Origin of the sequence: Paenibacillus sp. 2KB_20, from assembly GCF_052115765.1 — a bacterium.
Classification (GTDB): Bacteria; Bacillota; Bacilli; order Paenibacillales; family Paenibacillaceae; genus Paenibacillus_AQ.
Genome location: NZ_JBFRHH010000003.1, coordinates 327,851 through 340,904, shown reverse-complemented (window position 1 = coordinate 340,904; position 13,054 = coordinate 327,851). Strand labels below are relative to the sequence as shown.

The window sequence follows — 13,054 nt, the reverse complement described above, 5'->3', positions numbered from 1 at the left end:
TATGAATGTAATAGGGAGAGTTCGGAAGAATGCTGACTGGACTTCCTCTAAATTAGACAGGTGTGGTGAGAATGAAACCTTTTATATATGATTATTCACTGGAAGAGCTTCAAGCATGGGCTCAAGAGAATGGGGAACCGGCGTTTCGCGGAACCCAGATCTATGACTGGCTGTACGTAAAGCGGGTGAACGACTTTGCGGAAATGACGAATCTGTCCAAGGAGCTTCGGACGAAGCTGGAGCAGGAGTTCAGTTTTGTTACCCTGACGGAAATCACCAAGCTGGAGTCAAAGGACGGAACGGTCAAGTTTCTGTTCGGTCTGCATGATGACCATGCGATCGAGACCGTCATCATGAGGCACAATTACGGCAACAGCATCTGCGTTACAACGCAGGTAGGCTGCCGCATCGGATGTACGTTCTGTGCATCCACACTGGGTGGCTTGAAGCGAAATCTGACCTCTGGCGAGATTGTTGCCCAGGTGGTTCAGGCGCAGAAGATTCTCGATAAAACGGGAGAACGTGTCGGCAGCATCGTGATCATGGGCTCAGGCGAACCGTTTGAGAACTATGAAGCGACCATGAAGTTTCTGCGCACGATGATCCATGAAAAAGGCTTGAATATCGGCCAGCGCCACATTACCGTTTCGACGAGTGGCATTGTGCCTAACATCTATAAATTCACGGAAGAGGATACTCAGATTAATCTGGCCATCTCCATTCATGCACCGAACGATAAGCTGCGCTCCAAGTTAATGCCTGTTAACCGCCGGTTCCCGTTTGATGACGTGATTGAGTCGCTTCGTTATTACCAAGCAAAAACCGGACGGCGCATTACGTTTGAATACGCCTTGATCGGCGGCGTAAACGATCAGGTTGAGCATGCCGAAGAGCTTGCGGATGTCATTAAGGATATGAACTGCTTCGTCAATCTGATTCCGGTTAACCATGTGCCGGAACGGAAATATGTTCGCACATCGCGTAACGATATTTTCAAATTTCAACGTGCGTTAGCAGACAAGGGGGTCAATGTGACCATCCGTCGTGAACAAGGCCATGATATCGCTGCCGCTTGCGGTCAGCTGCGGGCCAAGCATATGGAGTTGGGGTGAGAAGATTTGATCAAGACGGTTCATGTAAGCCATGTGGGACGCGTTCGTCCTGTTAATGAAGATTCGGTATTTGTTAGCACACTGGAGCATGGCTATACCTTGGGTGTGGTTGCTGACGGTATGGGAGGTCACCTTGCGGGTGACACCGCCAGCAGGCTTGCGGTAGATACCGTAGCCGAGGATTTGTCTTCTTTGGAACAGGACATGTCCATGGAAAGTATTCGGGCTGCGCTTGGTGATGCCATATTGCATGCCAATGCCGTTATCTATCGTGAAGCCTCGGCTGATGAGCGGCTTCACAATATGGGCACGACGATTGTAGCGGTGCTGCTGCGAGGTTCCGAAGGTTATATCGGACATATCGGGGATAGCAGGGCTTACAAAGTCGTTCCCGGACAAGTGATTCGACTCACAGATGACCACACATTGGTCAATGAGCTTTTTAAGAGTGGTCAGATTACGGAAGATCAACTGGAAACCCATCCCCGGAAAAATGTATTAAGCCGGGCACTTGGAACGGATGTGGATGTGACGGTTGAGCTAACACCGGTTACGATCGGAGAAGGCGAAGTGCTGCTGCTCTGCAGTGACGGGCTCAGCAACCGGGTCAGCCGCGAGCTGATCGGTCAGATTTCCGGTTCACTTGACCTTCCTCTGGAAGAAAGAGCGGATCGCCTGCTTCAACTGGCACTTCTTGCTGGCGGTGAGGACAACATCACGGTCGCAATGTTTGAACATCAAGAAGAAGTTGTCGGGCAACGTATAAAGGGGTGGGATTCATGATCGGACATGAATTGGCTGGTCGTTATAAAATTATAGAACGCATCGGTGGCGGTGGCATGGCGCTGGTCTACAAGGCTCAGGATATTTTGCTGAACCGGAATGTAGCGATCAAAGTGCTGCGCCAGCAGTTTGTGCACGACGAGGAATTTATTCGCCGTTTCCGGCGTGAGGCACAATCAGCGGCTTCGTTGTCGCATTCCAACGTGGTCAGCATCTATGATGTGGGCCAAGAGGAAGAAGTGCATTACATCGTCATGGAATATATCGAAGGTCAGAATTTGAATGAAATTATAAAAGAACGGGCACCGCTGCAGGTGGAAGAAGCTGTACGGATTGCTATCCAGATCTGCGATGCACTGGGGCACGCCCATCATAACCAGATCATTCACCGGGATATTAAACCGCATAATATTCTGATTGGCCGGAATGGGAGGGTCAAAGTAACCGACTTTGGCATTGCCAGGGCGGTCACGTCGACAACCATTACGCAAACAGGCTCTGTTGTGGGCTCTGTGCATTATTTTTCGCCGGAGCACGCCAAGGGCGTTGTTACTGGCGAGAAATCGGATTTATACTCACTTGGTATTGTGTTATATCAAATGCTCACGGCCCGTCTTCCATTTTTGGGCGAGAGCCCGATTAGTGTAGCTCTGAAACATCTCCAGGAGGAGTTTGATGAGCCTAGAGAAGTGAACCCGCTCATTCCTCAAAGCGTGGAGAACATCATCCTGAAGTCCATGCGCAAAAACCCGGAGGAGCGTTACCAGTCTGCGGAAGAAATGATGGACGATCTCGAGACGTGCTTGATGCCGATGCGACTCAACGAACCGAAGATGGAGTTCGAGGACGATGCCGATTCAACCCTGGTCATGCCGGCGCTCAAAACGATGCAGCGCAGCAGCCAGCATCACCATGACCCGGACGACGACTCGGATGACGAGGAGTTTGAGGAAAAGCCGACCGGTAAACCGAAGAAAAAATGGGTCAAGCCGACCATCATCATCGGTTCGGTGCTCCTGTTCCTCGGCATCATGGTAGGTGTCATCATGTATGTGAACAACATGCTGGAGGTACCTGAGGTTAAAGTGCCCCCAGTTGTAGGCATGACGGAAGAGGAAGCGATCCGCGAGCTTGAGGCTCAAGGTTTGACGGTGGATGAGGAAGTGATCCGGAAATATAAACCGGATGTCGAAGAAGGCATTGTGTTTGCCCAGGACAAGGAACCAGAGACCATGCTGAAGAAGGGTTCACCGGTTCAATTGTCGGTTGGGGATAAGGAGCCGCTTAAAGAAATGCCGGATCTCTCGGGTAAGACGTTTGATCAGGCAGTTGAGATACTGAAAAATATGGGTATTAAGGATAACGCTATTAAGCAGTCCTCTGAAAACAATGATAATGTACCTGTCGGTCAGATCTATGATCAGAGTCCTTCCGCGACCACCCAAATTGATCCTGAACAGGTGGAGGTCCGAGTCACGATCAGTAAAGGTAAGTTAACGGTCAATATGCCGAGCGTGATTGGAATGGATAAAGACAAAGCGGTCGCTACCATCGAATCCTTCGGCCTTACAGTTGGAGCGATAAAGGAGAAATCCAGCTTTGAAGTGAAGAAGGGCGAAGTAATGGAGCAATGGCCTTATGAGCCTAATGCGCAGGTACCGCCTAACTCCAAAATCACGCTGTTCGTCAGCTCCGGCTATCCTTCGGATGCGCTTGAGTATAATTACAGTGTACCGGTCTCACCAAGCATGGAGGGACAAGAAAGCAAAATTCGGGTCGTTTTCACCGATGCGCTGGGAGAAAACCAGGAAGCTGTGAACAAGGTCATTACAACCTCGGAAATGGTACCTGTTAAGCTGCTGCTGGCTCCCGACAAGCATGCAACGGTCATGATCTTCCGTGACGGTCGCCAAGTGGATACGTACAGCGTAAGTTACAGCGATGTCAAGAATGGCACCGTGCCGCAGCCGACCTTTGAACAACCGCCTGTTGAGCCTGATGTGCCGGTGGACACCAATCCGGATGAAGGAACTGGCGAGGACGGTTCGAATGAGGAAGATGATTCTGCTTACAATGGGGACTCCGGCAACCATGAAAAAGGCAAAGGCCCTGGTAAAGGTAAGGATAAAGATTAAAAACGAGTCATGAGAACACTAAATTTCAACAAGAAAGGTGAGGCCTATTATATGCTAGAGGGACTGATCGTGAAGGCACTAAGCGGATATTATTATGTCAAACCAATGCAGGATGGCAACATTATATCCGGGGAGGACCCAGCGGTTCAATGCAGAGCCCGCGGCATTTTCAAAAAGAAAGGTATCTCTCCGCTCGTTGGAGATCACGTGATGTATTCATTGACTGAAAATGGGGAAGGGACCGTGGACGAAATTCTTCCACGGTCTTCCCAATTAATTCGCCCGCCTGTCGCGAACGTCGACCTGGCGGTGCTGTTGTTTTCGGTCAAAGAACCGAATCTGAGCCTGCATCTGCTGGACAAGTTTCTGGTACATATTGAGCATGAGAGCCTTGAGGCATTGATCTGTCTGACGAAGCAGGATCTTGTGGACGCCTCCGACGGTGTACTGGAGCAGGTGAAGCGCCAGTATGAAGAGATTGGTTATGAAGTGCTGATTACCAGCTCTCTGCAAGGGATCGGGACCGAAGAGGTGAAGAAACGCCTGGCCGGTCGAATCAGTGTCTTCTCCGGTCAATCCGGTGTCGGGAAATCGTCCCTGCTGAATGCGTTGATGCCAGGCCTCTCGCTGGAGACGAGTGAAATCAGCCTGCGTCTTGGCCGCGGTCGACATACGACACGCCATGTGGAGCTGATTGAGCTTGATAACGGAGGGTATGTTGCCGATACACCCGGCTTTAGCCAGTTGGATTTTCTGGAGCTGGGTGTCGAGGAGTTATCGACCTGTTTCAGAGAATTTGCTCCTTATGCTGCGGAATGTAAATTCAGAGGCTGCAGTCATCTGCAGGAGCCGGGCTGCCGGGTGATCCAAGCCAAAGAGGATGGAATCATCCTGGCTAGCCGATATGAGCATTATGTGGAGTTTTATACAGAGATGAAAGACAAGAAGCGGAGGTACTGAATGATGATTAAAATTGCGCCATCCATATTGTCAGCGGATTTTGCGAAGCTGGGACAAGAAATTAAGGAAGCCGAGACTGGCGGAGCCGACTGGATTCATGTGGACGTCATGGACGGACACTTTGTACCTAATATTACGCTGGGACCGCCGATCGTCCAAGCCATCAGACCCCATACGAGCCTGCTGCTTGACGTACACTTGATGATTGAACAGCCTGAGCTGTATATTGCGGACTTTGTCAAGGCTGGAGCCGATCTGATCACCGTTCATGCCGAGACCTGCCAACATCTTCATCGAGTCATTCATCTGATCAAAGAGTTTGGCGTGAAGGCCGGCGTCGCGATCAATCCGGCTACGCCAGCCCATGTCCTTCAGGAAGTGCTGCCTGACTTGGATTTGGTGCTGGTGATGACCGTGAACCCGGGGTTTGGCGGACAGGCATTTATCGAGCGGACTGTAAACAAGATCTCACAGCTGCGTGAATGGATTTCAAACTCCGACTACCCGAATATCCATATTGAAGTGGATGGCGGCATTACAGCGGAGACAGCGCCGCTTGTGGTGGAAGCGGGAGCGGATGTCCTGGTTGCGGGCAGCGCCGTATTCGGCAAGCCGGATCGCGCGGCAGCCATTGCAGTAATCCGTGACAGTGTATCATCTTGACCAGAACGTGAGCAACGGGATGCATAGGGCGCGGGGTTCCCGCATAAATATGGTTACATGAGCTGGGTTCTCATGTAGCCTTTTTTGTCTGTGTTCACATCTGTGGGCTTGGTGCATAACATAATCTAGGAAGGCATGAGAATGATGGGGAGGGTGAGACATGAAATTCTATACGTTCAAGCTGCCGAAGTTTTTGGGAGGTTTTGTGAAGGCCATCTTAAATACGTTTCACAAGAGCTGACAGCTTGTCCCGGCGTAACAAAACCTCCGCCTGGGACTGACGCCGCCTAGCCGGTTCTGGGGAAAGAGGCAAGAACACTCCGATAGAGCGCGCATGGAGGACATACCGCATCAGTGTGCGGAGGTTTTTCTTGCGGTATAAGAAAGCCATAATGTGCGGGAGTTCTCCTTCGCTTTCTTATATCAAAAGAAGAGTGTCTAGCGACGTACTTATCGAGGACAGACTGCGTTCGACCGGAAGTTTTTCTTGCGATATAAGAAAGCGGAAGTTTTGCTCTTTCATTTTTCTTATATCTAAATAAAAAAAGCACCTGCTAACTGCTTAGGGTGCTTTTTGTTTAGAAGGAGAATATGTATCTAAACGCAAGAAAAACTTCCTTGTCCCGGATCGCCCACAAATGGTGCCTGGAGATTAAGAAGTTTTTCTTCATATAACACAAGATGATTATACGCGAGTCACTTTACCGGATTTCAAAGCGCGAGTGCTGACGTATACACGTTTTGGCTTGCCATCCACCAAAATGCGAACCTTTTGAACGTTGACACCCCAAGAACGCTTGTTGTGATTGTTAGCGTGAGAAACATGGTTACCACTGCTTGGTTTCTTGCCAGTTACATAACATTTGCGAGCCATTTATTACACCTCCTTGTTCCTAACCCTGCATGAAACAATACTTAAATATAATATCACAGTAAAAATTGCTCCGTCAACTGTCTTAAAAACATTTATTTCTCTTTGCCATTATAGTACAATGTTGATTAGTCCATAATATTTCCGAAGAAATAGTTCGTGGGCTTGTCGGCATGGCTCTCAAAAGGCTTGGGAACCGCCGGAAAGCGTAGAGGACGAGAGGATAGCCCATCATAGATTTATGATCCATTAATCATGGTAAGTCTTTTATTTACTGCTTGGGCATTTCGTCAGCTATAAGCTATGAAATAGATATGAAATTTACAACAAGAAGTGTTATGGGTATCAAGCCAGGAAGGGGAATTCTCATTGAGTAAGCGTTCTTTGAATGGAACAGAATTTACCGCGATGGTCCTAGCCGGAGCGGAGCAGCTGCAGCAGCATGCAGAACACGTCAATTCCCTGAATGTATTCCCGGTGCCGGACGGCGACACGGGGACCAACATGAATTTGACGATGACTGCAGGTGTGGCAGAACTGAAGAGTAAGTACTCGGAGTCCGTCGGGCATAGTGCCGGTGTGCTGTCCAAGGGGCTTCTGATGGGAGCCAGAGGGAACTCGGGGGTTATTCTGTCCCAGCTGTTCCGTGGTTTCAGCCGGTATGCTGCACTTTATACAGAACTAAATTCTCATCAATTCGCCGCAGCACTGCAGACAGGCGTAGAAGCTGCGTATAAAGCTGTCGTGAAGCCTGTTGAAGGTACCATCCTTACCGTAGCTAAAGAAGCAGCCAAGCATGCGGTTTATTTCTCCCGCCGCAACAACGATATCGTGGAATTGATGGAGCAGGTGTTGGCCAAAGCCAAAGAAACACTGTCCCAGACGCCGGATATGCTTCCTGTTCTGAAGCAGGTTGGCGTCGTGGACTCGGGTGGCCAGGGCCTGGTTTACATTTATGAAGGTTTCTTGCAGGCGCTAAGAAAAAACGCTCCGTCCGGTTCGTTTACTGTTGCCGAAGGACAAGCTGAACAGAGCAACACGGCACCGGCCTTTCAAGCAGTCCCTGACTTCTCGGCGGTTCAAGCTCCGGCTTCTGCCCAGTCCAGACTGTCCACAGAGGATATTGAATTTTTATATGACATGGAATTCTTTATTAATCGGCAGCTCGGAGAAGGAACGAACGCAGACTTTGATGAAGATAAGTTCCGGAAAGCGCTTGCAGTGAATGGTGATTCCATCATTGTCATCGCCGATGACGAGACCATCAAAGTTCATGTGCATTCCAAGGCTCCGGGCGAAGTGTTGAATTTGGCGCTAATGTATGGAGAGATCACTCAGATTCATATATTGAATATGCGCGAGCAGCACCGTGATTTGCTGACAACGGGAATGGATATCGCACCGATGCCTGAGTTATTTGCGGATATTCCGGCAGAGACCGTGACACCGGAAGCTCCGGCTGTTCCTCCGGCAGACGAGATCGCACCGTACGGTTTCATTGCGGTATCGTCAGGGGAAGGGATATCCGACATATTCAAAAGCCTGGGCGTTGACGTCGTTCTCTCCGGAGGACAGACGATGAACCCAAGCACCGAGGATTTTGTCAATGCGATTTCTTCGATCTCGGCGCAGCAGATTTACATCCTGCCGAATAACTCCAACATCGTGCTGGCTGCCCAGCAGGCGAGAGAACTTCTCGAGGGCGAGCGCAGCGTAACGGTTATTCCGAGCAAGACGATTCCGCAGGGGATCGCGGCAGCATTTGCTTTCCAGGAAGACGAGAATGCGGATATGAATACCGACAATATGCTGGATGCGATCACTCGTGTGCAATCGGGGCAGGTAACCTATGCCGTTCGGGACACAACGATCGATGATCTCGAGATCAAGGCTGGCCAGTTCATCGGTATTCGCAATTCGAACATCGTTGCAGCAAACGCGGATCTGATTACGACCTCCCAGGATTTGCTGAGTAAAATGCTGGAATCCGGGGATGAAATCGTGACTCTGCTTACCGGCGCGGACGCAACCGAGGAATCGACCAACACACTCACGGAGTGGCTTGGTGAGCAGTATCCTAACGCAGAGGTTGAGGTACACTACGGCGGGCAGCCGATCTATTCCTATCTGTTCTCCGTGGAGTCTTGATATACAACGCTTTGACATTATGCAAGGTACATTTATAGGAGGGGTTCCGGTGAATAAGACCGTTATTGTGACAGACAGCACAGCGGATATTCCGGCAGACCTGGCGAAGCAACACAACATTCATATTGTGCCGCTGAAACTCATGTTCGGGGAAGATTCGTATTTGGACGGAGTCGAAATCACGCCGGGAGAGTTCTACAAAAAGCTGGTTGAGTCGCCACAGCTTCCGACGACCTCTCAGCCTTCACCCGCAGATTTTGCGGCTGCGTATGAGTCCATCTTGGAACAGCACCCAGGCTGCTCCATTGTGTCGATTCACATCTCATCCGGCATGAGCGGGACGTATCAGTCCGCGTTGCTTGCCACCTCTCTCATCGAAGGAGAAGCGAATATAACCGTGTGGGATTCCAAATCGGCCTCCTATGGTTTCGGATTATTCGTGGTCCATGCAGCGAAGCTCGCACAAGAAGGAGCCGCTGTTTCTGATATTATTTCGTCACTCGAAGACCTTCGTTCCAAGCGCCGTCTCTACTTCTTGGTAGACACGCTGGAATATTTGCAGAAGGGCGGACGGATCGGTAAGGCTTCGGCTGTGCTGGGCACGCTGCTTAACATTAAGCCGATCTTGTCCATTGATGGCGAAGGAATCATATTTCCGGTAGACAAGGTCCGTGGTCGCAAGAAAGCGACGGCGAAAATGATTGAACTGTTTCAACAGGATCTAACCGGTGTGAAAAATATTAAAGTGGCTGTGGGTCATACAGCTGACCCTGCTCAGGTTGAGGATTTTTTGCAGCAGCTGTCCGCTGTGTTTACGATTGAGGAAACCGTATATTCCGAGATCGGTCCGGTTGTCGGTACGCACGTTGGACCGGGAACCATTGCAGCATATATATGGCCTGCTTAAGTGAGGTAGATGATATGAGTCTCAAACTCGATCAAATATCCGTCAGACAGATCAACGGCGTGAGCGCCCTGAAAGAGGGGGAGCTTCACGCCTTTGGCGTCTCTACGGTCAAGGATCTTTTGGAGTATTACCCCTTCCGGTATGAGGATTACCGGCTCCGTTCCCTAAGTGAAGTCAAGGACGGGGACAAAATCACCATTCAAGCCAAGATAGCCAGCGTACCGGTACTGCAGCGCTATGGGCGTAAATCCCGTCTCACCTGCAAAATGCTGGCCGAAAACTGGATGTTCACCGCAACCTGGTTTAACCGGCATTTTCTGAAGGACCAGCTTACGGCTGGCCGGGAGATCGTGCTGACAGGCAAGTGGGATCAGCGCAGAATGCAGCTTACGGTGTCCGAATCCGAATTCCCGGATAAGGGAGCCTTCCGCAGCGGGACGCTGCAGCCGGTGTATTCCATCGGCGGTAAGATCACGCAATCGTGGATCCGAAAAACAATGGGACAGGCATTGGAGCAATACGGGGAGATGATCCCTGAGATTTTACCGCAATCCCTGCTTAGGAAATATGATCTGATGCCCCGTAAAGCGGCAATCATGACGATCCATCAGCCTGTCGACTCCCGGGAAGGTCAGGAAGGGCGGCGCCGGATGGTGTATGAAGAGCTCTTCTTGTTTCAGTTGAAAATGCAGGCGTTCCGGGCGCTGAACCGGAGTCGAATGGACGGCGTAGTACATACGGCTGACAATGCAACGATCCGGGAGTTCGTGCGCAGCTTCCCTTTTGAGCTCACGGATGCGCAGAAGAAGGTGGAGCTGGAGATTTTGCATGATATGCGCTCCCCTTACTGCATGAACCGTTTGCTTCAAGGGGATGTCGGCTCGGGAAAAACGATTGTTGCCGCCGTCGCTCTGTTTACAACAGTGCGATCAGGCTTTCAAGGGGCCTTGATGGTGCCGACAGAGATTCTCGCCGAACAGCATATGCGTTCGCTGCAGAAGCTGTTTGAGCCATTTGGCATTACCGTTGGCCTGTTGACAGGCAGTGTCACGGGTAAGAAGCGCAAAGACCTGCTGGCTTCCTTACAGATGGGGTTGACGGACGTTGTCGTGGGCACCCATGCTCTCATTCAGGATGATGTATACTTCCGGGAGCTTGGACTCGTCGTGACGGATGAACAGCACCGTTTTGGCGTGAATCAGCGAAGCGTACTCCGTCGTAAAGGCTATAACCCGGATGTGCTAACGATGACGGCGACGCCGATTCCACGGACGCTGGCCATTACCGCCTTCGGGGATATGGATGTATCCACGCTGTCGGAGCGTCCGAAAGGCCGTATTCCCATTACGACCTATTGGGTCAAACATGAACTCATGGACCGTGTGCTCGGATTTATTTCCCGGGAAGTAAATCAAGGACGTCAGGCATATCTGATTGCTCCTCTGATTGAAGAATCGGACAAGCTGGACGTTCAGAATGCGATTGATCTGCATGTTCAGATGCAGCAGGCCTTTCCTACGTATGCTGTGGGTCTGCTGCATGGCCGTATGACGCCTGCCGAGAAGGATGAGGTTATGCGCCAATTCTACAGCAATGAGGTCCAGCTGCTGATTTCCACGACGGTCGTTGAGGTCGGCGTCGATGTGCCGAATGCCACGTTGATGATCATTATGGACGCCGATCGCTTCGGTCTGTCCCAGCTGCACCAGCTTCGGGGCCGTGTAGGCCGTGGGCAGCATGCATCCTACTGTGTTCTTGTGGCCGATCCGAAATCGGAAGTGGGCCAGGAACGGATGCAGGTGATGACCGAAACCGAGGACGGCTTCGAGGTATCCCGGAGGGATTTGGAGCTTCGGGGCCCGGGCGACTTCTTCGGTACGAAGCAGAGCGGACTGCCGGAGTTCCGGCTGGCCGATATGGTCGCCGACTTCAAAGTAGTGGAAGAGGCCAGGGGCGATGCAGCGGCCCTTGTCAGCGACAGTTCCTTCTGGACGTCTCCTGAATATGAGCCATTGCGCGACTTTCTTCAGCAGGAGAAGATCTTCCAGGGCGATATCATGGACTAATAACATCAATCTGTTAGCACAATGGACAGACCTTCGTCATATACTCAAAAAAGGTAGCAGCATTTATGACTGGAGGTGCTTCAACATTGAGTTATCAGCAGTACGGGATTAGTCCGCAGCTGGTAGAACGAATCAAGCAAAAAATGAAAAACCCGGCAGTCAAGGAAAGAATCAAAGGGCTGACTCAGGGTTTAACCAAGGCAGATCTTCAAAATAGCGCAAAAGTGCATCAAATGATCCGGACGGCCAGCGGCATCTTGAATGAAAAGCTGAGCTCCACGCAGGAGCAGCAAATGGTTCAGTTTGTGCTTGCCCAGCGCATCGATCCGAACAACACCTTCCATTTGATCAAGCTGTGGGGGATGTTTCGATAACAATTGGATGACATCAAGGAATTACTTTGCATAGAAGAAGCCCCTCTCGGGAGTGTTTTCTCCTTATGAGCAGGGGCTTTTGATTTCGCGTATGCAGGGATGAAACGTTCCTGACGGACTTCCGCAAAAGGATTCCCTTGATTTGTGGTCAACGGATTTAGCTGCCTGTAATAGAACGGATGCAATCTTCCGTGTCATTTTTAACGGAATTTACGGTTGTGCTAACCGGAATGGCTTGCATGTCCTCCGCGGGGTAAGGCCTCAGAAGCTCTTTGAGGGATTGCAGGATGGAGGGGCTACCTTCATGGGTATGGGTAGACGTCTGCCGTTCAAGCCATAGCGCTTCGTCTGCGGGCCTCAGAATGACCGGCATCCGGTTATGGATCGGCGCCATGAGTTGATTGGGTTCGGTTGTAATGACGGTGCAGGTGCTAAGCTTATCTCCGCTTGGGGTAATCCAGGTATCATACAGACCTGCCATGCTGAATACTTCGCCGTTCTTCAAACTGATGCGAAAGGGCTGCTTGCCATTGCCGTTTTTTTGCCATTCGTAAAAACCGTCTGCAGGAATTAGGCATCTTTTCCGATAAAAGGGCATCCTATAGGCAGGCTTGTCTTCCAGCGTTTCACTACGCGCATTGATCATTTTGGCTCCGGCCGAGGCATCCTTGGCCCAGGATGGGACAAGCCCCCATTGCAGCTGACCGATCCGATTGGTGCTGCCGTCGTTGATAATAGCCGTGACCATCTGCGTAGGCGCGATGTTGTACCGGGGAATATGAAAGGGAGAGACCGATTCGGGATCGATGAGATACCTGGTCATCAGTTCTTCCCAAGTGACCGTGAGTGTAAAGCGTCCGCACATCGTTTCAAGCCTCCTGTCATTTGCTGTCGCTAAGATTTGAATATAGCGTCTAATTAAGACTTTTATCGAGTTCAGAAATAAATTGCTAGTACATTTGTGTTTGAGTATATCAAATATAACGTAACTAACCAAAAGGGCCTAGCGCATAGCCAGGCCAAGCATCATGAATG

General features: G+C 50.6%; 12 protein-coding genes. 10 read left to right on the top strand and 2 right to left on the bottom strand.

Going from position 1 to position 13,054, the window contains the following annotated elements; translation table 11 throughout:
• Window positions 1-71 precede the first annotated feature (71 nt).
• The 6 genes from rlmN (at window position 72) to spoVM (ending at window position 5,894) form a co-directional block, all read left to right on the top strand.
• Window positions 72-1,112: a 23S rRNA (adenine(2503)-C(2))-methyltransferase RlmN gene (rlmN, locus tag AB4124_RS10940; RefSeq protein ID WP_076320734.1), complete on the top strand. Its 1,041-nt coding sequence runs from the start codon at window positions 72-74 to the stop codon at window positions 1,110-1,112.
• 6 nt (window positions 1,113-1,118) lie between these two features.
• Complete coding sequence (locus AB4124_RS10935) at window positions 1,119-1,895, top strand: Stp1/IreP family PP2C-type Ser/Thr phosphatase (protein ID WP_076320735.1); 777 nt, start codon at window positions 1,119-1,121, stop codon at window positions 1,893-1,895.
• A complete protein-coding gene (gene pknB, locus AB4124_RS10930; protein ID WP_441972834.1) occupies window positions 1,892-4,030 on the top strand; it encodes a Stk1 family PASTA domain-containing Ser/Thr kinase in 2,139 nt (712 codons plus the stop codon). The genes AB4124_RS10935 and pknB overlap by 4 nt, the downstream gene beginning before the upstream one ends.
• Before the next feature lie 51 nt (window positions 4,031-4,081).
• Window positions 4,082-4,990, top strand: a complete 909-nt coding sequence (gene rsgA / locus AB4124_RS10925; protein ID WP_076320737.1) for a ribosome small subunit-dependent GTPase A — start codon at window positions 4,082-4,084, stop codon at window positions 4,988-4,990.
• A gap of 3 nt (window positions 4,991-4,993) precedes the next feature.
• On the top strand, window positions 4,994-5,653 hold the full coding sequence (gene rpe, locus AB4124_RS10920) for a ribulose-phosphate 3-epimerase (RefSeq protein ID WP_379406584.1): 660 nt from the start codon (window positions 4,994-4,996) through the stop codon (window positions 5,651-5,653).
• 160 nt (window positions 5,654-5,813) lie between these two features.
• Entirely contained in the window at window positions 5,814-5,894 is an 81-nt protein-coding gene (spoVM, locus tag AB4124_RS10915) for a stage V sporulation protein SpoVM (protein ID WP_034273235.1), read from the top strand.
• A 444-nt stretch (window positions 5,895-6,338) separates the two neighbouring features.
• Here spoVM and rpmB read toward each other — a convergent pair whose 3' ends face one another.
• On the bottom strand, window positions 6,339-6,527 hold the full coding sequence (gene rpmB, locus AB4124_RS10910) for a 50S ribosomal protein L28 (protein ID WP_006209230.1): 189 nt from the start codon (window positions 6,525-6,527) through the stop codon (window positions 6,339-6,341).
• Between the two features lie 366 nt (window positions 6,528-6,893).
• On the opposite strand from rpmB, the gene AB4124_RS10905 reads away from it, so the two are divergent.
• The 4 genes from AB4124_RS10905 to AB4124_RS10890 all read left to right on the top strand — a co-directional run bounded on the left by AB4124_RS10905 (window position 6,894) and on the right by AB4124_RS10890 (window position 12,019).
• The gene (locus AB4124_RS10905) at window positions 6,894-8,672 is read left to right on the top strand and encodes a DAK2 domain-containing protein (protein WP_441972831.1); all 1,779 of its coding nucleotides are present in this window, start codon (window positions 6,894-6,896) and stop codon (window positions 8,670-8,672) included.
• Between the two features lie 49 nt (window positions 8,673-8,721).
• Window positions 8,722-9,579 carry a DegV family protein gene (locus AB4124_RS10900; protein WP_430112852.1) on the top strand — a complete coding sequence of 286 codons (858 nt, stop codon included), beginning with the start codon at window positions 8,722-8,724 and terminating at the stop codon, window positions 9,577-9,579.
• 14 nt (window positions 9,580-9,593) lie between these two features.
• Window positions 9,594-11,645: an ATP-dependent DNA helicase RecG gene (gene recG / locus AB4124_RS10895; RefSeq protein ID WP_076320740.1), complete on the top strand. Its 2,052-nt coding sequence runs from the start codon at window positions 9,594-9,596 to the stop codon at window positions 11,643-11,645.
• 86 nt (window positions 11,646-11,731) lie between these two features.
• Window positions 11,732-12,019 (top strand): stage VI sporulation protein F, encoded by a 288-nt coding sequence (locus AB4124_RS10890; protein ID WP_215164004.1) that lies wholly within the window; start codon window positions 11,732-11,734, stop codon window positions 12,017-12,019.
• Window positions 12,020-12,176: 157 nt separating this feature from the next.
• Here the strand turns inward: AB4124_RS10890 and AB4124_RS10885 are convergent, their stop codons facing one another.
• Entirely contained in the window at window positions 12,177-12,884 is a 708-nt protein-coding gene (locus AB4124_RS10885) for an SOS response-associated peptidase (protein ID WP_430112854.1), read from the bottom strand.
• Window positions 12,885-13,054: the final 170 nt, after the last annotated feature.

What these genes read in the sequence shown, in the direction of transcription:
- spoVM (WP_034273235.1), top strand. Translation starts at nt 5,814, where the DNA reads ATGAAATTCTATACGTTCAAGCTGCCGAAGTTTTTGGGAGGTTTTGTG.
- rpmB (WP_006209230.1), bottom strand. Translation starts at nt 6,527, where the DNA reads ATGGCTCGCAAATGTTATGTAACTGGCAAGAAACCAAGCAGTGGTAAC.
- rlmN (WP_076320734.1), top strand. Translation starts at nt 72, where the DNA reads ATGAAACCTTTTATATATGATTATTCACTGGAAGAGCTTCAAGCATGG.
- AB4124_RS10885 (WP_430112854.1), bottom strand. Translation starts at nt 12,884, where the DNA reads ATGTGCGGACGCTTTACACTCACGGTCACTTGGGAAGAACTGATGACC.
- rpe (WP_379406584.1), top strand. Translation starts at nt 4,994, where the DNA reads ATGATTAAAATTGCGCCATCCATATTGTCAGCGGATTTTGCGAAGCTG.
- recG (WP_076320740.1), top strand. Translation starts at nt 9,594, where the DNA reads ATGAGTCTCAAACTCGATCAAATATCCGTCAGACAGATCAACGGCGTG.
- pknB (WP_441972834.1), top strand. Translation starts at nt 1,892, where the DNA reads ATGATCGGACATGAATTGGCTGGTCGTTATAAAATTATAGAACGCATC.
- rsgA (WP_076320737.1), top strand. Translation starts at nt 4,082, where the DNA reads ATGCTAGAGGGACTGATCGTGAAGGCACTAAGCGGATATTATTATGTC.